Origin of the sequence: Bacillus capparidis (assembly GCF_017832095.1) — a bacterium.
Taxonomy (GTDB): Bacteria; Bacillota; Bacilli; order Bacillales; family Bacillaceae; genus Bacillus; species Bacillus gobiensis.
In genome coordinates this window covers 424893-443807 of record NZ_JAFDST010000002.1, presented here as the reverse complement: position 1 = coordinate 443807, position 18915 = coordinate 424893, and the positions used below count along the sequence as shown (strand labels likewise).

At 40.1% G+C, this 18915-nt stretch carries 15 protein-coding genes and 2 pseudogenes; 16 read left to right on the top strand and 1 reads right to left on the bottom strand.

Going from position 1 to position 18915, the window contains the following annotated elements:
• Window positions 1–44 precede the first annotated feature (44 nt).
• From JOC74_RS09335 to JOC74_RS09325, 3 genes are all read left to right on the top strand, one after another.
• Window positions 45–800 (top strand): thioesterase II family protein, encoded by a 756-nt coding sequence (locus JOC74_RS09335; RefSeq protein ID WP_053604319.1) that lies wholly within the window; start codon window positions 45–47, stop codon window positions 798–800.
• Window positions 801–803: 3 nt separating this feature from the next.
• Window positions 804–1499, top strand: a complete 696-nt coding sequence (locus JOC74_RS09330) for a 4'-phosphopantetheinyl transferase family protein (RefSeq protein WP_053604318.1) — start codon at window positions 804–806, stop codon at window positions 1497–1499.
• Window positions 1500–1606: 107 nt separating this feature from the next.
• A complete protein-coding gene (locus tag JOC74_RS09325) occupies window positions 1607–2275 on the top strand; it encodes a DUF2306 domain-containing protein (protein ID WP_225970229.1) in 669 nt (222 codons plus the stop codon).
• 85 nt (window positions 2276–2360) lie between these two features.
• Here JOC74_RS09325 and tagU read toward each other — a convergent pair whose 3' ends face one another.
• Window positions 2361–3305, bottom strand: a complete 945-nt coding sequence (gene tagU, locus JOC74_RS09320; protein ID WP_053604317.1) for a polyisoprenyl-teichoic acid--peptidoglycan teichoic acid transferase TagU — start codon at window positions 3303–3305, stop codon at window positions 2361–2363.
• Window positions 3306–3484: 179 nt separating this feature from the next.
• On the opposite strand from tagU, the gene lytA reads away from it, so the two are divergent.
• The 13 genes and pseudogenes from lytA to tuaG all read left to right on the top strand — a co-directional run bounded on the left by lytA (window position 3485) and on the right by tuaG (window position 18772).
• Complete coding sequence (gene lytA / locus JOC74_RS09315; protein WP_053604316.1) at window positions 3485–3820, top strand: acidic lipoprotein LytA; 336 nt, start codon at window positions 3485–3487, stop codon at window positions 3818–3820.
• A 43-nt stretch (window positions 3821–3863) separates the two neighbouring features.
• Complete coding sequence (locus tag JOC74_RS09310) at window positions 3864–5924, top strand: SpoIID/LytB domain-containing protein (RefSeq protein ID WP_312883822.1); 2061 nt, start codon at window positions 3864–3866, stop codon at window positions 5922–5924.
• Window positions 5925–6024: 100 nt separating this feature from the next.
• Window positions 6025–7509, top strand: a complete 1485-nt coding sequence (locus tag JOC74_RS09305; protein WP_053604314.1) for an N-acetylmuramoyl-L-alanine amidase — start codon at window positions 6025–6027, stop codon at window positions 7507–7509.
• 121 nt (window positions 7510–7630) lie between these two features.
• Window positions 7631–8788 (top strand): annotated as a pseudogene (locus tag JOC74_RS24115) (S8 family peptidase); the annotation flags it as partial.
• 33 nt (window positions 8789–8821) lie between these two features.
• Window positions 8822–9703 (top strand): annotated as a pseudogene (locus JOC74_RS24110) (cell wall-binding repeat-containing protein); the annotation flags it as partial.
• Window positions 9704–9989: 286 nt separating this feature from the next.
• Complete coding sequence (locus JOC74_RS09295) at window positions 9990–10649, top strand: sugar transferase (protein ID WP_053604313.1); 660 nt, start codon at window positions 9990–9992, stop codon at window positions 10647–10649.
• A gap of 15 nt (window positions 10650–10664) precedes the next feature.
• Window positions 10665–12128: a teichuronic acid biosynthesis protein TuaB gene (gene tuaB, locus JOC74_RS09290; RefSeq protein ID WP_053604312.1), complete on the top strand. Its 1464-nt coding sequence runs from the start codon at window positions 10665–10667 to the stop codon at window positions 12126–12128.
• A complete protein-coding gene (tuaC, locus tag JOC74_RS09285) occupies window positions 12125–13354 on the top strand; it encodes a teichuronic acid biosynthesis protein TuaC (RefSeq protein ID WP_053604311.1) in 1230 nt (409 codons plus the stop codon). Before tuaB ends, tuaC begins: the two co-directional genes overlap by 4 nt.
• A 160-nt stretch (window positions 13355–13514) precedes the next feature.
• Window positions 13515–14849 (top strand): UDP-glucose 6-dehydrogenase TuaD, encoded by a 1335-nt coding sequence (gene tuaD / locus JOC74_RS09280; RefSeq protein ID WP_098945244.1) that lies wholly within the window; start codon window positions 13515–13517, stop codon window positions 14847–14849.
• 19 nt (window positions 14850–14868) lie between these two features.
• Window positions 14869–15798 carry an NAD-dependent epimerase/dehydratase family protein gene (locus tag JOC74_RS09275; protein WP_053604310.1) on the top strand — a complete coding sequence of 310 codons (930 nt, stop codon included), beginning with the start codon at window positions 14869–14871 and terminating at the stop codon, window positions 15796–15798.
• 33 nt (window positions 15799–15831) lie between these two features.
• Entirely contained in the window at window positions 15832–17301 is a 1470-nt protein-coding gene (gene tuaE / locus JOC74_RS09270) for a teichuronic acid biosynthesis protein TuaE (RefSeq protein ID WP_053604309.1), read from the top strand.
• A 19-nt stretch (window positions 17302–17320) separates the two neighbouring features.
• Entirely contained in the window at window positions 17321–17995 is a 675-nt protein-coding gene (gene tuaF, locus JOC74_RS09265; protein ID WP_053604308.1) for a teichuronic acid biosynthesis protein TuaF, read from the top strand.
• A gap of 21 nt (window positions 17996–18016) precedes the next feature.
• Window positions 18017–18772 carry a teichuronic acid biosynthesis protein TuaG gene (tuaG, locus tag JOC74_RS09260; protein WP_053604307.1) on the top strand — a complete coding sequence of 252 codons (756 nt, stop codon included), beginning with the start codon at window positions 18017–18019 and terminating at the stop codon, window positions 18770–18772.
• Window positions 18773–18915 lie beyond the last annotated feature (143 nt).

The following is an 18915-nucleotide window of genomic DNA, read 5'->3' as shown; positions in this document are numbered from 1 at the left end:
AAGCAAAAGGACAGCGCTTCTACCAAAATGAAAGAGTGAGGAATTTGCAGAATAAATGGGTAATAATCGATGAAGTAAAACCAGAGGCGAGAATGAGATTGTTTTGTTTCTCGTATGCTGGTGGAGGAGCTAATGTTTACAAAACATGGAACAAATATTTGCCGGATGATCTTGAGCTAGCGAGTATTGAGCTGCCGGGAAGGGGAAGAAGAATCACTGAACCATCTATTCGTCATAAGGATATTTTAGTGGAGACGTTAAAAAAAGCCATGATTCCTTATTTAGAGGAAAAACCATATTGTTTCTTTGGTCATAGTATGGGAGCTTTAATCGCTTATGAATTGATCCAGTCTTTAAATAAAAGTGAAGGATTGCTGCCAAGGCACTTTTTCCCTTCAGCTCATAGAGCTCCTCATCTTCAGAGAAGCACGAATAAAACGACGTACAATTTACCAGATGATGCGCTTATTCAGAGGTTGAGAGAGTTAGATGGAACACCGGAAACTGTTCTAAATAATAAAGAATTATTAAATATAGTGCTTCCTATTATGAGAGCAGATCTTCAGATTTGCGAAACATACCAATATTCTGCTGATAATAAAGTATTATCTGTCCCTATTACAGCATTCGCTGGAAAAGGTGATAGAAGTGTTGCAGTGGAATCCATCGATGCATGGAGTTCACTGACAAGCAGAAGCTTTGATTGCATTAAGATGGAAGGAAATCACTTTTTTATTCATCAGCATGAACAGGTGATTGTCCAAAAAATAGCAGAGACTTTAGAATTATCAGTAGTGTGAGTTATGAGTACGCAGTTATTTCTAGCGGAATTACCGGATGCGATAGATGAAGAGATGATCAATAAAGCGATTTGTTTGCTTCCTCCTATTAAAAGAGAGAAGATAAAATCCTTTTATCATATAGAAGACTCTATAAGAAGCTTACTTGGGTATATGATGCTTCAAAAGGTCTTGCCACGCAGCCAGTATCCTGATTCCATTAGCTTTACAGAGTATGGAAAGCCTTTTGTGAAGAATCAAAACCATTTTCAATTTAATATTTCTCATTCAATGCGTTTGGTTGTATTAGCAGTTTCTAAGTACGAAATAGGTGTGGATATTGAATATATAAAGCCAGTCTGCCTAGATTCAATGAGTGGGGCACTTACGAAGGAAGAGTATGCATATCTGCAATCTCTTCCTGATGATGAAGCCGAAAAATATTTCTATACGATTTGGACAGTAAAGGAAAGCTTTTTAAAAATGATCGGAACAGGGCTGAGTCTGTCACCGGATCGACTAAATACAAATGTATATTTTGATAGACCCACTATAACATTAGACGGAAAACAGCAAAATGTATCTTTTCAGACCTTTCAAGTCGAATGCCGCTATCAACTAACTGTTTGTATACGTGGGACCTGTCAGATAAATAATATGGAAACGCTTGATGCTGCAGAGCTATTAAAAGACTTGGTTGAAAATGAAAATATGAAATAATATAAAGATAAAGTTGTTTGAGTCATAAGGGATTAATGTCAGTGGTTTTTGTTTGATAGTACGCACAAATATATTAAACCGAGCAAGTAGAAAGGTTGTTTAGATCATTGACAGAAACCAGTAAATTAACAATGTTTTTTAAATGGGGCATGTTTGTATTAGGGTTTAGCATCGTTATATATGCTATTATTCAATATGGGATTATCGGCTTGGCGAATTCTGGATTTTATTTTGTTAAAGTCGATTATTATCAAGAGAAACTATCCAGTATATGGGATGTAATGATATTAATCCATATTTTTGGATCGGCAATCCCCTTGCTAATTGGTCCCTTCTTATTTATCAAAAAGATTCGAAAAAATAACCTGTCCATTCATCGAATCATGGGATACATATATGTGGGAGGCATTTTAATCGGAGGACTCTCGGGATTCTATGTAGCCTTTTATTCTACGGGGGGGATTATTTCCCACGTTGGTTTTATTATCCTTTCTGTTTTATGGATTTTTACGACCCTGATGGCGACTTACCATGCGGTGAAAGGAGAGATACTTTTTCATCGAGCGTGGGTAATAAGAAGCTACAGTTTAACTTTTGTGGCAGTAACATTACGGTTGTGGCTCGGGTTATTTGCTATGATATTTGGCGGTGAAGCTTATGCTTCCTATTACATAGTGATTTCATGGCTATGCTGGGTGCCCAATATAATCATAGCATGGATTTTTACAGCTCCTTATATCAATAAGGGAAAACAATATCGAAAAATTTCTATTTAGAGTGCAAAAGCAGCAAAAGAAAAAAGGATCAATTTTCTTTTGCTGCTTTACTTTTTAGAGAGCTTATCGGACAGCGAATTTTAAATTAGTTTTTGCTTGCCGTTTTGTCCATTTCTAAATTTTCTTTCAGTTCTTTCGAAATCGCAAGCCGGTCATCTTCGTTCACTTGATAATAATACACGCCGCCTATTTTTCCCCCTGTGCCTTTCAATTCGTGTTGAACGACATGATCAGCCGCTTGTTTATAGTTCGATTGAATGTCCCACATATTATCAAATGAAAGGTTTGTTTTTACATTATCTTCAACAACATTAAACATGTCTCCGAATTTCGTGATCGATGAGATATTAGCGCCTTTATCAATAATACCTTCAATCACTTGCCTTTGCCGGTCTTGACGGCCAAAATCGCCTCTCGGATCATCATACCTCATTCTTGAGTAAGCGAGTGCTTCTTTTCCGTTTAGATCTAACTGGCCTTCATTAAATGAATATCCATCATAGTCAAAAGCAAATGTACTGTTTACGGTAACTCCGCCAAGAGTATCTACGATGTCTCTGAAGCTTTCCATATTTACTTTTACGAAGTAATCAACAGGGACATCAAGAAAATTTTCAACCGTGTCAATCGTCATTTGCGTTCCGCCGTATGCATAGGAGTGGTTAATTTTATCCATCGTGCCTTTCCCCACCAGCTCTGTATACGTATCACGAGGAATACTTACCATTTCCGTTGTCTTTGTTTGGGGATTGATTGCCATATAGATCAGAGAATCTGAACGGCCGCTGTCGCCGCTTCTTTCATCGACACCCATAATTAAAACAGACACAGGATCCTTTTTGTTCACATCTACTTTTTCAACACGCCGGTCTGACGGATTGATTTCTTCATTAATACTGGCTACAGTCTTTGCTGCTTTATCCCAAAGGAAGTAGGCATAACCCCCTGCAACTAATATGAATATACCAATGATGGACAGGACGATTGCTAACACCTTTTTTTTCTTTTTTCTTTTTTTCTCAGCTCTCATATTTCCTCACCTTATTTTTAGTAGTTTAATTTGATTATATTGGTAAGACATAATCCAAACAACCTAAATCTTTTAGATTACAAAAATTAGACGAAAAGATCCGAAAAATGGTTTCAAAGATCATTTTTTTCCTTTAAACTTATTACGTAATGTCGATATAGAGGTAGAGGTGAAGAAATTTGAAGAAATTTGTTTTATCTATGTCACTGATGCTTTTCTTAGCCGGCTGCGGAACGAATGAGGCTGCTCCTGAAGATCAGAAAAACAGTGACAACCAGACAGAAAACAGCAGCAGCGAGACAGAATCCAGTGAAGTAAGCAAAAGTGGAACATTTTCTGGTTTGGCAGACGAGCACACGATAGCTGTCGAGATTGATGGGGAAGAAACTACATTTCAAGTAGATTCAGAACTGCAAGAGAAGGCAAAAGGAATTGAGGATGGTACTTCTGTTGAAGTGAAGTATGTAGAAGCAGATAATGGAGTATTGGAGCTTAAAGAAATAGAAACAAAATAAAAACAATTTAGGATCCAGATGGGGGAATGCAATCTTGAAATGTGTGAAGCGCCTGCTTCTGCCGTCAGTGGTGGCGTCTGCCTTGTTATTGCCACTGGCCGCACCTGCAAGCGCAGGAGAGAATGATACGATTTCTGTTAAGCTAAAAAACTACATAGGAAACAAAGAGAGTTTGTTTATCGATATTAATGGAGAATACAAGGTTAATGGAATGGCAGACACGACCCGTTACGGAGGAGATACACGTTTTGATGTGGCGAACAACGTAGCGAATGCCGGATGGACAAATCCCGCGAATGTTATTGTTGTCAATCGTGACGCGTTTGGTGACGCGTTAGCCTCGACTCCTCTTGCCTACAAATTAGACGGGCCGATCCTCTTAACTGATGCGAATCGCCTCACCCCAAAAACAGAAGAAGAAATAAAAAAATTGAATCCAGATAATATTTTAATTATTGGCGGCACGATCAGTGTATCGAAGAATGTGGAAAAAACGTTGTCAAACTACGGGAACGTCAATCGGATTGGCGGGGCGACACGTTACGAAGTAGCCAAAAACATTCAAAAAAGCTATTTTCCGAGTGCTAGTGGTGCTGTTGTGGCAACAGGAATGAAATTTACGGATGCACTGTCGAGCGCTTCGTACGCTGCAATGAACGGATATCCGATATTGCTTTCAGGAAATAATACCATTCGAAACGATTATACGATTCCAAGCCGTGTGGTTATTTCCGGCGGGCGTTTAAGTGTCAGCTCAGGCATTGAAAATACGCTTAAGCAGAAAGGTGCTTCTGTTGAGCGAGTAGACGGAAGATCAAGATATGAAGTATCCGCTAATTTAATCAAGCAGCTAGGAATGAAAGCAGATAAAGTATTTCTTTCAAACGGCCAAACATTTGCTGATGCACTTACAGGTTCGGTACTCGCGGCAAAGGAAGGAAGCTCGCTGCTTTTGATCGAACCAAACAGTCTTCCCGATCCAGTGAAAAACTTACTTAACGAACAGAATACATCTAAATACAGCTTGCTCGGCGGAATCATTTCGATCACCGACACGGTGCAAAACAGCCTAAGCGGTATGTTGACCGGAAACGGATATACTGTTGAATCGATCAACGGAAATCTTGAATTAAAGCAGCACGGGGCAAAAATTAAAAACCTGGGCACGACTTTTACAGCTCAGCCTGTCGATTACAATAAAGACGTCATGAGCATTAGTGGAAGAAGATACTTAGGAAACATGAATTTTGCGGTAGAAGCTGGCAGGTTTGTCCGGCCAACGAATGAAAACATACCATTTGAAGATTACATAAAAGGTGTCGTCCCTCGAGAAATGCCTGCAGGCTGGCATGTGGAGGCATTAAAGGCCCAAAGCGTTGCTGCAAGAACTGTAGCCGTAAAAAACAAAGGGAAAACAATTGATGATACGACCAGCTATCAAGTTTTCGGCGGCTATGAATGGGACAGCAGAACCTCCGGGTTAGTAGAAGAAACAAGAGGAAAAGTGCTGAGAGATCAATACGGAAAGCCAATTACTGCTGCATTTTCTTCAAATAATGGAGGACATACTGAGGACAGCAGTGCCGTATGGGGAACTTCATTGCCTTATCTGTCTGCCCAGCCGGATCCGTTTAATCCAAATTTTGAATGGAACTATCTATTAGACAGACAGAAAATCAAAGATATGTTTTACAGTACTTTAAAGTCAGATATTGAAAAGCAATTGGGAAATACGAAAACCGTAACGATTGAAGAAGTAACGAATGTCAGTACTAGAGGTACGACTAGGGGACAGCGGGCAGAATTCGTAACCGTTGACGTTAAGTATTCAGCCCAAGATAATCTATCAGGTGCAGTCTCACCTGGTAATGGAACGGTTACCATAAAAGCGGGTGATTTTAGATCAAAAGCAGGATCAACTAATATTAAAAGTACGATGTTCCATATTGAAAACAAAGACGGTTCGTTCATCTTTTATGGCAGAGGATACGGCCACGGAATTGGAATGAGCCAGTATGGGGCTCAAGCTAGAGCGAATGCTGGACAATCGTATATCGATATTTTGAAGTTTTATTATCCTGGTGCAAATCTAACAAATTATTAATCTGAAAAGAGACACGTCAGAGGCGTCTTTTGATGCCTTTGATCCCGTCTCCTTTTCGCTTTTTTGACTTAAAAACTATCTAAATTTGGAGGGAACATTTTTGTGGTTACATGTAAAGAGCATAATACTCATTATGTTCGGGCTAATCTTATTTATCCCTAATGCTTTCGCTGCCAATTCAGTGGAGCGTCTTGATGGCGCTAGCCGTTACCAGGTGGCTGTCAATGTATCGGAAAAAGGGTGGAACTCTGCAGATACAGTGATTGTCGCCAACGGAAACGCCTATGCAGATGTATTGGCTGCCTCGCCTTTGGCTTATCTTCACAACGCGCCCATATTGTTGACAGAGAACAACAAGCTTACAGGTCCTACGAGGGATCGAATCAAACAGCTCGGAGCGAAAAAGGTTATCATTATTGGCGGAGATATTAGTGTTCAAAGAAATGTGGAACACGAAATTAATAAACTCGTAGGGTCAGTTGAACGAATTGGAGGAGCCAGTCGCTATCAAGTGGCGGAAAATATTGCGGGAAAGCTTCCGAACCAATCAAAAGCTGTCATAGCGAACGGTACCGCATATGCGGACAGCCTTGCAATCGCTTCCTATGCGGCTAGAAACAAAATTCCGATCTTGCTCACAACCTCGGGGGCGATTCCACAGCCAACGATAGACGCGATGCGAAATAAAGGAACATCTTCCACGATTGTCGTAGGCGGAGAAATCAGTGTAGAAAAGAGTGTGTACGATCAGCTCCCTTCTCCAACGCGAATCGGAGGAGCCAGCCGTTTTGAAGTAGCTTCAAACATTGCTGATAAATATTATTCTTCATCGAAAGAGTCTTTTATCAGCAACGGCTATGCTTATGCTGATGCTTTGTCAGGATCAGTTTTGGCTGCAAAGCAAAACCGGCCGATGCTGTTTACAGATGCAAAAACATTGCCGGAAAAAACCAAAGATGTTATTGGTTTGAAGAACATAAATTCGTTCACAGTGCTCGGCGGTACAATATCCGTACAAACAAATGTGATGAATCAATTAAATAATGCCGCCAAAATATTATTTATTGATCCTGGTCATGGCGGAAGTGATCCGGGTGCAATAGGATATGCAGGTATTAAAGAGAAAGATGTTAATCTTGCAATATCAAACAAAGTCGTAAAGAAACTAGATGCAGCAGGAGAATTTACAATTGCTTCTAGAACAGGAGATACGTATCCAACTCTTGATGATCGCGTCGAAAAAGCGAATGCTGCAAATGCAAACATTTTTATTAGTATCCACGCTAATTCAAGTGACAACAATAATGTAGTAGGTAGTGACACATTTTATTATAATGGTTCTGCAAGCAGTAAAAGATTAGCTCAGGAACTTCAAGAGAGAATCCCGAAAGCGATGGAAACCAGAGATCGTGGAATTTCTGAGGGAAATTGGATAAAGGTTATTGATAAATCAAACATGCCAGCTGTATTAGCGGAAACTGGATTCGTATCTAATAGTAGTGATGCTAGTAAATTAAATGATCCATATTATCAGGACAGAGTAGCCCAAGCCATTTATGAAGCGATCAAAGCATACTATAAATAAAATCGAATTGATCATCATCAGGTAGTCTCCCGGGGGCTACCTGTTTTTTAATATTCTATGGTAGAGTAGATACGGAGATAAAAAGAATGGAGTTCTTGTCCGAACAAAAGGGAGGAGAAAGATGAAAAAATCGATCTGTATTCTTTCTATATTGTTTTTGTTCATCAATATACAGACGACCTATGCGGAAGCAGATGATCGTTCTAGTGACATTCGTAAAACTCAAATAGACGGATTATTTGATGAAGAAAAAGATTTTAGTCAAAGAGAGTTAGTTATTAAATTCGAGCCTTCTATTAAAGAAGAAGAGAAATCTCAAATACTGGCTAACTATCATCTATCAGAACAAACTTATAATGAAAATGGCGGTTTTTCTCTTGTATCAGCTTCTCCGGAGTCTGAATTGAAAGGCACCGCTGAGAGATTAAGAAACGATAAGCGTGTACAGTTTGTCGAACCGAACTTTGTCATAGAGTCCGCTTACGTACCACAAGAACCTGGCTATAGTCATCAATGGTCATTAAAGAAGATCAACATGGAAAAAGCCTGGGATATTACGAAAGGATCTTCCGACATCACTGTTGCAGTAATTGATGGAGGTTTACAAAGTGATCATCCTGATTTAAAAGGGAACGTTTTGCCTTCATATAACGCGGTTACCGGCGGGAAAACAATTACTGCTGACAAGCACGGCACTCATGTGGCAGGTATAATTGCCGCTTCTTTAAATAAGCTGGGCATTACCGGCATCGCTCCAAATGTGAAAATACTGCCGATTGATGTTTTTGAAGGAAAAGAAGCAAATGCGTATGATGTTGCTGACGCTATCATCTATGCAGCAGATCACGGGGCGAATGTCATTAACCTGAGCCTAAGCACGACCAACTATGCGCAAGTAATGGAAGAAGCCATTCATTATGCCCGGTCGAAGGGAATCGTGACAGTAGCATCTGCAGGTAATGATGGTTCTGATGTCCCTGAATATCCAGCTGCTTTAGATTCAGTGATATCTGTCTCATCAACGAATAGTCAGGATGCACATTCGAACTTTTCCAATTATGGGCCGGAGATTGATATTTCTGCTCCGGGAGAAGGAATCTACTCGACAGTGACCGGCAGCAAGTATGGAACAATGAATGGAACTTCCATGGCTGCGCCTGCCATTTCTGGAACTGCAGCTTTGATCCTTTCAAAAAATCCTTTGCTGTCCGCAGATAAAGTGACTAGCATTTTAATGAAGTCTACAATCGATTTAGGTGAAAAAGGTAAAGACATATTATTTGGAAACGGTCGTATTGATGTTGATAAGGCGATGAAAAATACGCCCTTACCGGTGGATCGTCTTGATGGAGCAAGCCGTTACGAGGTAGCGGCCAATGTTTCTAAAAAAGGATGGAGCACGGCAAATACTGTCGTTATTGCCAACGGAAGCGCCTATGCAGATGTGCTGGCTGCCGCGCCTTTGGCCTACCATCACAATGCGCCCATTTTGTTGACAGAGAACAACAAACTGACTGGTTCAACGAAGGAACGTATGACCCAACTGAAAGCCAAAAAAGCAATTATTATTGGCGGCAGCCTAAGTGTTCAGGACAATGTTGCAAATGAAATAAAAAAGCTCGTGGGTACAGTTGAACGAATCGGAGGAGACAGCCGCTATCAAGTGGCGGAAAACATTGCGGGAAAGCTTCCGGGCCAATCAAAAGCAGTCATTGCCAACGGAACAGCATATGCAGACAGCCTCGCTATTGCTTCCTATGCGGCGAAAAACAAGATTCCAATCCTGCTGACAACTTCGGAATCACTGCCAGAGCCAACTGCGAATGCTTTGCGAAACAAAGGAACGTCATCCACGATTGTTGTCGGAGGAAAAATCAGTGTCGGCGAGAATGTGTACCAGCAACTGCCTTCTCCGACGCGAATTGGCGGTAACAGCCGCTTTGAGGTTGCTTCACACATTGCAAAAAACTATTTTTCTACATCTAATGAAGCCTTTATCAGCAATGGCTATGCTTATGCGGATGCCCTTTCCGGATCAGTATTGGCTGCAAAACAAAACCGCCCTATGATGTTTACAGATGCCCGGTCATTGCCAAATGCAACGAACGAAGTCATCACCTCAAATAAAATGAAGGGATTCACGGTACTGGGCGGTAAAAAATCAGTAAGTGATCAAGTGGTTCGTCAATTGGAGACTTTCGAAATACCGCAATAATACAGCATAATTATGAATAATGAAATCTATTAGAAACAGATAGCCAAATTGGTTATCTGTTTTTTTGATTGTTGTAGTTTAAATATGGATATTAAGTAAACATCATCCTATTATTCTAACCTTTACAATAAAAATACATTAAAGAAATATTCTCGTAATGATAGAGTCAGACTTTAACACTATCTTTACAGATTCTTTACTTTCGTATGCTAAACTCTGCATAGCACGGCAAAACAGTCCTATTCTATCGTGAGGTGTGTGTTAAGTGAATGCAGAAAAAAGCATGAATTTGTATAGGCAGTATCGTGTTCGTCAAGACCGGTCCCGGCCATTGTCCGTGAAAGCACAAAAATATTTAATAGTAAAGCGGATGCTGGATATTGCATTTTCAATCATTGGTCTTGTTTTTGCTTTTCCGGTAATCCTTTTTTTTGCTATGCTAATTTCAATTGAAACACCGGGTTCACCATTTTATATACAAGAACGCGTCGGTATGAATGGGAAGTATTTTAAGGTCATCAAGCTAAGGTCAATGAGAAAAGATGCCGAGAAAAGCGGTGCAAAATGGGCTGAAGCGAATGATCCGAGGATTACAAGGATCGGTTCTTTTATTCGCAAAACGAGAATTGATGAATTGCCTCAGCTGCTGAATGTGCTTCTCGGAGACATGAGTATAGTAGGTCCAAGACCGGAAAGACCTTGCTTCACTGCAGAATTTAATAACCAAATACCCGGGTTTACAAACCGTTTAATTGTAAAGCCTGGTTTAACAGGCTGGGCACAAGTAAACGGCGGATATGAAATCAGCCCGAAAGAAAAACTTATTTTTGATCTATATTATATTAATCACTTGACTTTTCTAATGGATATTAAGATTATGTTAAAAACGTTTAAAGTTGTGTTAACTGGAGACGGAGCCAGATAAAAAGTAGGGAAGTTTATGTCAGCCATTACAAAGCAAATACTGGGCGGAGCAAAGTGGACAAGTCTGTCAACGTTACTCATTACGGTTATCCAAATCGGACAATTCGCGCTCTTGGGCAATCTCATGACAATATCGGAATTCGGTCTTGTCGGAATGATCACAACGATTACCGTGTTTGCCCAAATTATATTCGATATGGGTATCGGGGCAGCTCTTATTCAAAAAGAAAAAGTGACAGATAATCAGCTTTCAACTTTGTATTGGCTGAATATCTTATTTGGTCTGCTCGTTTTTGGGGCTTTATTTGCGCTAAGCCCATTAATTGCCGACTTTTATCATCGTGAAGAGCTCACAGGTCTCATACAGATTTTGTCCATCATGTTTATTATTGCGCCTTTCGGACAGCAATTTCAATATTTGCTGCAAAAGGATTTGAACTTTCAGCTCCTGAGCAAGATTGAAGTTTTGTCCATTCTCTTATCTTTTGCGGTGCTTATCGTTTTGATTTTTTCGGGGAGTTCGATTGTCGCGTATGTAATTTCACAAGTTTTTTTGTATTCCTTTCGAGGGCTTGCTTATTTTGCGGTTTATCAAAAAAAATGGAGGCCGTCTTTTGTCTTTAAATTAACAGAGGTCAAAGAGTTTTTTTCATTTGGCGGCTTTCAGCTCGCATCAAGGCTTGTGAATCGAATCGGTGCAAATATTGATATGATTCTAATCGGAAGATTTCTCGGGGCAGAAGCACTCGGAATATATAATTTGGCTTATCAAATCGTAACCATTCCAGTATTAAAAATTAATCCGATTATTACTAGAGTCGCGTTTCCGGTCTTCTCTAAGCATCAAAACGATCATAAAGTGATATCAGAAGGATTTTTAAATATGACGAAGATGCTTTCGTTTATCACTTTTCCACTGCTTATTGGCTTGATTGCTGTCTCTGAATTGTTTATCGAAGTGTTTTTCGGAGAACGCTGGCTTGTAGCGATTCCAGTATTAAATGTATTGGCAATCGTGGGAATCCTCCGGGTGATTATGAATCCGAACGGAAGTGTTCTTTTAGCAAAAGGAAGGGCGGATCTCGCATTTTACTGGGATTTTGGAGTCATGATTTTGTACGGACTATCCCTTTATGCTGCGGTAATGTCAGGTAATTTGCTTATGGTTGCCTGGATTTATGCGGCCGTTAGCTTCATTAATTTTTTGATAGGAAGATGGCTCGTCAAGTATTTAATCCGTTTAAGTATCAAAGATTACGCAGCCGCGTTAATGCAGCCTTTGCTGCTTACACTGATTATGGCTGGAGTGGCTTATTGCGTGAACGTCTTAATACAGTCCATTCTTCCGGATAAAACAGTTTTGCAGCTTTCCCTGTCTGTTGCAATAAGCGCAGTTTGCTATGGAATATTAGTATTTCTTTTTAATAAACAGATCGTTCGAAATCTTTTCAATAAAAGAACGAGAGGGCAATTACGATGAAGGTGTTATGGATTACAAGCACGTATCCAAGTGAACAGAATCCGGGGACAGGCATTTTTCATGAGACTCAAGCACAGGCATTAAAAAGGCTTGGAATTCATGTGGAAATTATATGCCCAAAACCCGTTAATTTGCCTTTTATTAGAGGGCTAAAAAAACAATATAAGATGAATGAAAATGTTCCGGCATATGAAATCAGAAATGGAATTCCGGTACACCGCCCATCCTACCGTGCGGTTCCCGGCCAGTTAAAGTGGGCCCAGCCGCACAAAAGAATTGCAGGCGCGGTGCTCCGAACGATGAAGAACAATTCCATTAAGCCTGATCTCATTCATGCTCATTTTGCCATGCCTTCAGGAGGAGCTGCGGCGATCGTTTCTGAATCAGCATCTGTACCATATGTGCTTACGCTTCATGGAAGTGATGTGAACGTCTATCCTCATTACAGCAGGAGTGCGTACCAGGCGTTTTTGCTGGCGGTTCAATCTGCCTCTATGGTCTTTTCGGTCAGTGAGGAACTAAAGAAAAAGGCAGAGGAAATGGCGGGAGTATCGCCCGTGTTCCTTCCAATCGGTGTAGATTTTCACCGGTTTCAAAAGCCGGCATTAGATAAGATGGAACTAAGAAAAGCGCATGCGCTGCCAGCTGATAAAGTTATTCTTACATTTGTAGGAAGGCTGGTAAAGGATAAAGGCGTTTATGAGCTGGCTGAAGCAGTAAAGAGGCTGGAAAGCAATTATTTTGCTGTTTTTATAGGAGATGGACCGGAAAAAGAAGCGCTGCAAAGCAGCTTGGGAGAAAAAGCGAAATTCACCGGCCAAATCGCAAATTCCCTTGTAACAGAGTATCTCTCATTGTCTGATCTATTTGTTCTTCCTTCCTACCGCGAAGGAATGCCGACAGTTGTAATTGAAGCACTTGCATTGGAAACACCTGTACTCAGTACAGCTGTTGGAGGGGTTCCCTCTTTATTCGGGAGACACAAAGATTTGTTAGTGAGTCCTCAATCGGCTGATGCGCTCTTGAATGCAATTGTTGATTTTACTGAAAAAGACACATATACGCCTGAAATCGTAAAAGAACTTCACGAACAGGTACGATTGGAATACGATGCAGATAGAAATGCTAAGTTTTTGGCAGACCATTATCACAATGCATTGACAACTTTTAAGAAAGAAAATCAAGAGAACCTTCAATCAGAGGAGGATTCCCGTATTACCCGCTGATTAAAAGTAAACCAACCGGGCTATTACGGGATAGTCTCTTGTATAATTCTTACTACCCGTCATACGAGACACTTTGAAAGATTCGGTTTAAAGGGCATAAAATCCGTCCAAAATAGTTAAGAAAATGCCTACTTGCCAATCATTCATCAAGAAGGGAACGATGATTTTGAAAACAATTGCCGTCATAGGAACTGGATATGTAGGATTGGTTTCAGGCACCTGCTTTGCTGAGAAAGGGAATAAGGTTATTTGCTGTGATATTGATTCGAATAAAATAGAGAATTTGAAAAAAGGCATTATCCCTATCTATGAGCCGGGTCTTGAAGAGATGGTTCTGAATAATTTGGAAAATGAACGGCTCACATTTACAGTAAATATCGGTGATGCCATTCGTGAATCTGATATTGTCTACGTCGCAGTTGGTACACCAATGTCAGAATCAGGCGAAGCAGACTTAACCTTTGTAAAAGCTGTCGCGCAAACGATTGGCGAAAATTTAAATTCGTATAAAGTAATTGTTAATAAAAGTACGGTGCCTGTGGGAACAGGAAAGCTTGTGGAATCAATTGTCCGCGACGTCTCAGATGGACAAATTCCTTTTGATGTTGTATCGAATCCAGAGTTTTTGCGTGAAGGCTCGGCCATTAAAGATACAATGAATATGGAAAGAGCTGTGATCGGTGCCACAAGTGAAAAAGCCGCCGAGATAATCAAGGAATTGCATCAGCCGTTTACGGATAAAATTGTTACCGGCAGCGTGGAAAGTGCAGAAATGATTAAATATGCGGCTAACGCATTTCTGGCTACAAAAATCTCATTTATTAATGATATAGCCAATATTTGTGAACGTGTAGGAGCCGACGTAAAGAAGGTTTCAGAAGGAATCGGCCTCGATAGCAGGATAGGAGCAAAGTTTTTAAATGCCGGAATTGGTTTTGGCGGATCCTGCTTTCCGAAGGATACGACTGCACTTCTTCACATCGCTAATTCCGTTAATTATCCGTTTAAATTAATTGAAGCCGTAATTGAGACTAATGCGAACCAAAGGCAAATCATGGTTCAAAAACTTCTGGATGTGTTTGGGGATATAAAAGGAAGAAAAATATCCATTTTGGGTTTGGCTTTCAAACCGAATACAGATGATATGAGGTCTTCACCGGCGATCGATATCATCCCCAAGCTTGTTGAGCTGGGAGCGGAAGTATGTGCCTATGACCCAATCGCAATTAAGGAAGCAAAAAAATATTTAGGTGAACAAATAACCTATAGTGAAAACTTATACGAAACGATAGAAGGTACCGATGCTTGCTTGATTTTAACGGAATGGGAAGACGTCAAAGCTATCGATTGGAATAGTTTCAAAGCGAAAATGAATCAGCCGATTTTAATTGACGGCAGAAACTTATTCGAGCTTGAAAGTATGAAGCGTGAAGGAATTATTTATCACTCAATCGGACGTCCTGCCATAAAATATGAAAACACCATAAAAGCCTAGAGATAAGGGAGTTTTTCAAATGGAAAAGGTAGTAGTGACTGGCGGAATGGGGTTTATCGGATCACATATTGTTGAAGAGCTCCTTAAAAAACAATATGAAGTGGTTGTTATCGATAACGAGTCTACCGGAGACAGAAAGAATATCAGTCATTTGCCCATCGAGATTTGTGAAATGGACATTACAGAGCCAGAAACGATTAGCGCCATCAAGAAGATCAATCCGGACTATATCATTCATCAGGCAGCCCAAGTAAGCGTTTCTGAATCGATTAAGGATTTTCTTAATGATGAAAACATCAATATTAAAGGTGGTTTGAACATACTGCACGGAGGAATTGAGGCAGGAGTGAAAAAAATCGTTTTTGCCTCATCAGCTGCCGTATATGGAAATCCGCAGTATGTGCCTGTTGATTTAAAACACAGCACGAATCCTGAATCACCCTATGGTTTGACCAAGCTGATGTTTGAAAACTATTTAAAGTTTGCCAATACATTTTACGGCATCGATTATTGTATATTGCGATACAGCAACGTATACGGTCCTCGCCAAAATGCAAAGGGCGAAGGAGGAGTCATTTCGATTTTCTCAGACATGCTTTCAAGCGGGAAAGCACCGGTCATTTATGGTGACGGGGAGCAAACGAGAGACTTCATTTACGTCGGCGATATTGCCAAAGCAAACGTTCAAGCGATCACATCAAAACCTAATGTGTGCCTGAATATTTCAAGCAATTCTTCGATTACAATAAACGAATTGTTCTCGACAATGAAAAAAATCACCAACTCTGCACTTGATCCTGTATATGAACAGGAAAGAGCGGGTGACATCCGTCATAGTGTGCTATGCAACAATGAAACAAAAGAGCTGCTGAATTGGTCGCCTGAGATGGAGATTGAGGAAGGATTAGAAAAGACTGTTGCCTTTTATCGAAATTCCATTCATTCTTAGTCGTAGCAGGAATGCGAGAGAAGGGGGAGATGAATGATCAATCGTACATACATCAATCAAGTGTTTTTTGGATCCGCGGCAATCGTTATCGGTTTGCTGCTTACATACGTTTTTGTTTCGAAAAATTCCAGTCCGTATCTCCTGCTCATTGCAGGATGTGCGGCAATCGGATTTCTTGTATTGGTCAGGCAGGTTGTCAGTTTGGAGCAGCTTTTTTGGCTGACTCTTTATCTGCTGATCGCAGCGACGTTTTTGAATAATGCCATCTACTCAATCGATGTGGGACCGTTCAGCTTATTCCCTTACCGCCTTCTTCTTGTGGCGGCGCTCGTTTTATTTATTGTCAATGCGTGGCAAAATAAGGGGCTGCATCAATCGTGGGATGATGTAAGAGTGAAAGGAATGCTTTCTTTTTTCCTTTTTTGGCTGGGGTATGGTTTTATTTCGCTTTTGTGGACGAAATCATTGACAGATGGGTTAAAGTACTTATTTCTTTTAGGTATGGGCACAGCCTTTATTTGCTTAATCGTCATGCACTTTACTAAATTAGAACGACTGGTTACATTTTATTCCATTTGGATGGTAATGACAGTACTGTTGATGCTGATCGGTTTTTATAATCATTTTACCATGCAACATTTGCCGAGCTCATCTTTGTACAGCGGCCCTGAATATAAACAGCATTATCCGACGTCAGTGTTTTTTAATCAAAATGATTTTGCAACTTTTTTATCGATTACATTCTTTTTTTATTTGTCCGTTTGCAAAAACGTCAAAAATGGGTATGTCAAAGGCTCTGCTTTTATTCTTTCACTTTGTTCCGTCGTTCTTATAGGCTACACAGGCTCGCGGGCAAGTTTGTTGGGGATTGCTTTAGGACTGGCTGTCTATGTATTTATCATGCTGCCCCGCCTTTTAAAAAAGTGGGCGGTCATTCTCTCGGCAGCATGCTCAATTTTATTTGTAACCCTGTTCTACAACAAGATTGCGGGAGTTATTTACCGACTGTTTATTGCTCCGTCAAATTCAGCCTATAGCAATGAAATGCTGCCTTCGAATGAGGCACGTGCCAATTTACTAAAGAACTCTTTTCATTATTTTCTGGACTCCTTCGGTTTTGGAGTAGGCGTTGGCAACGTTCCGTATTATTTGCAGAATGAGCCGATTTTTGCAACAAACCAAGTAGAGCAGGTTCATAATTGGCTCGTTGAAATTCTAGTCAACTTTGGCCTTGTTATTTTTCTTGGATATGTCCTGCTTTATGCTTTTCTGTTTATACAGCTTTATCAATTTTACGGAAAAGGACTTGGCCGAAACGAAAAAATGCTTATTGAAGGGACTCTTGTAGCTTTGGTCAGCTTCTTGGTATCCAGCATCAGCCCAAGCTCTGTTTCAAATCTTTTCTTTCATTGGGTGTTCCTAGCCTTGGCTATTTCCATCGTTAATGTGATGAAGAAAAGAAAAGCGGAAGGACTAACGATAAGAGGTTCTTCATTTTATTGAAAGTGGGGAGAATGAATTTATGAACGGCTTACTTAAACGAATAGGAGTCAGAATCAAAAAATACATCGTATTTTTAATTGTACTGCCTCTATTGCTTGGGATTGTTGGATACTTTATTTCTCCAAGCGTTCAGACGAATGAGAATACTGCTTCGATCACAATAAAAACTGGAAGTTATAACGATGCTTCTTTAAATGACACAAAAGAAATTCCAGTTTTGTTGACGAGTGATTCATTTTTAAAGGAGACATTTCCTGACTTTTCTTCAGAGCAAGTAGAGGAAGTGAAGCAGAAATTAATGATCGAGATTCAATCCAACCATTTGTTTCAGCTAAGTTATCAAGGTGAGGATTCAAGTGAGATCCTGAAAAAAATCTCAGAAACATTTATGGCGAAAGATCAAAAGCTGTTTTCGAGTAAGCAATCTGTCATTCAATCAAATATTGAAGAACTGGAGAATGAAGCCGTAAGCGATGATTCCAAGGTGGATAAGCAAAGGTTCCTTTATGAGCTTGAAACGACGATGCTTACCATAGAGCCAGCACAAACGATTTATCCTTTAACGGCGGAAGAAGAAACAAAATCTGCTGGTATGTCAGCAAAAAAACGAGTGGTTTTAGGTGTATTAATTGGATTGGCCATCTCATTCTGCCTTGTAGTTGTTCCTGAGATTTTTCGAGAAACCAATGACTAACATGACGGAGTTGAACAAGTAATGAACCGCAAACCGCTTGTATCTGTAATTACCCCTTCATATAATGCGGAAAATTATATAAAAGATACGATTGAGTCTGTTCGTAACCAAACCTATCAAGACTGGGAGCTGGTTATCGCTGATGATTGCTCGACAGATCGGACAAGACAGATTATTGAGGAATATACAAAAAAGGACGATCGTATTCGCGGGGTGTTTTTGAAGGAGAATGGCGGCGCTGCCGTCGCCCGCAACTCTGCTCTTGAAGCTGCAAAAGGGCGTTACGTTGCTTTTTTAGACAGTGATGATCAATGGAGACCGGAGAAAATGGAACGCCAGTTGGAATTTATGAAAAAAAACAACTACGCGTTTACATTTACCGGATATGACTCAATTACTCAAAGCGGCAAGCTGCTCGTTAACAAAATAGATGTTCCTGAAGTACTTACGTACGATGATGTATTGAAAAATACGATAATTGGATGTTTAACCGTTATGTTAGATCGTGACCAGGTCGGTGATGTTAAAATGCCTAATATCCGTACGAGGCAGGATCTTGCCACTTGGCTTTCCATTTTGAAACGCGGATTTAAAGCATACGGGCTGAATGAATCACTCGCTATATATCGAATTGTAGAAAATTCAATTTCACGGAATAAATGGAAGGCTGCACAAAAAACTTGGTTTGTGTATCGCGAAATTGAACATCTTCATCTGTTAAAAGCATCTTGGTGCTTTATTCATTATGCTAAAAATGCAGTGAAAAAAAGGTTATAACTAAACACATCACCAAAACCGGTGATGTGTTTGCTTGTTTACAAATGTCATACAAATTTAATCTTTCTAAAGGCTCAGATCTTTTATGAATGCTTGTTAACTTGAAGACGTAAGCTGTATAATGGATGAAGATGAATTGAATA